The sequence below is a fragment of the Acidithiobacillus sp. TH-A36 genome (genome assembly GCF_057473445.1).
Map to the genome: position 1 here is coordinate 1 of NZ_JBYCKP010000452.1, position 1,209 is coordinate 1,209.

Sequence of the window (1,209 nt, forward strand, 5' to 3'; positions counted from 1 at the left end):
CAGGGGTGAAATTTATCGATGGCATACCGGCTAACCTAACCCTGCCGGATGATCAACAGACCGCCGCCTGATCTATGTCAGAAAATGCTCATACACCAGATTTGACTATAGCTCTTTAGCAAATTATGTGCCATATTAGCTATAGGACAATGGCTTAGATATAAGGCCTCTGGTAACAAATAGTTATCTTGCGCCGATAATGCTCTTGATGAATAAGAACGCATCGCGCTGCCCACCAATAGGGCGTAAAACAGGCGGTGCACCTTTTTGGTGCTTCACAGAAAGTGGATAAATTAGGCTTAAGGCTATATCATCCTTGAATCAGCATACCCTGACAGTGAACCAGAGCGGATGTCCTATATAACCACCCCAATTTACTACGTGAATGATGATCCACACATTGGACATATTTACACTACGGTTTGCGCCGACGTTTTGTCCCGTTTCGAAAGACTGATGGGCAATCCGACATTTTTCCTAACCGGTACAGACGAGCATGCGACAAAGGTTGCTGAAGCCGCCAAAATGCGAAATGTTGATACGGAAAGATGGGCCGAAAGCAAGGCTACAATATTCAAGCAGGCGTTTATCTATTTTGGTATTGAGGCTTCAGATTTCATCAGAACAAGCCAAGCAAGACATATAGAGCAAGTTACCAAGAGATTCGAGGAGCTTCTGGCTTCTGGCGATATTTATCTCGGCACGTACGAGGGATGGTACGACAAAGGTCAAGAGGAATATGTTGCAGAACTTAAGGCGCGCTCTACTAACTTTCTTTCACCCATCAATAAAAAACCCTTAGTTAGGCGCACGGAGCCGTGCTTCTTTTTTAGACTGTCTGCCTATGCGGCAGAAATCCAGGCTATCATTGAAAACGACCAATTGAAAATTCGCCCACTCGCCCGGAAGCAAGAGATCTTAGCGCGCATTCGTGATGGCATTAACGACGTGCCGTGTTCTCGCCCGCGTACTGGCAACTGGGGCGTAGCTGTACCTGGGCATCCAGATCAAACGGTGTATGTCTGGATCGATGCCTTATTGAATTATCTAACGGCAGTGGATACGGACGATCGCCGACACTTCTGGCCCCCGAGCGCTCAAATCGTGGGTAAAGATATTCTCTGGTTCCATGCTGCTATTTGGCCAGCCATGCTAATGGCGCTGCAGAAAACCGACACGAACCATTGGGTTAAACTTCCGAACTCAATT

General features: G+C 46.9%; 1 protein-coding gene. It reads left to right on the plus strand.

Going from position 1 to position 1,209, the window contains the following annotated elements:
• Nucleotides 1-351: 351 nt before the first annotated feature.
• Nucleotides 352-1,209: methionine--tRNA ligase (locus AC2VLY_RS11650; RefSeq protein WP_486922323.1), on the plus strand; the 858-nt coding region annotated here is incomplete at its 3' end.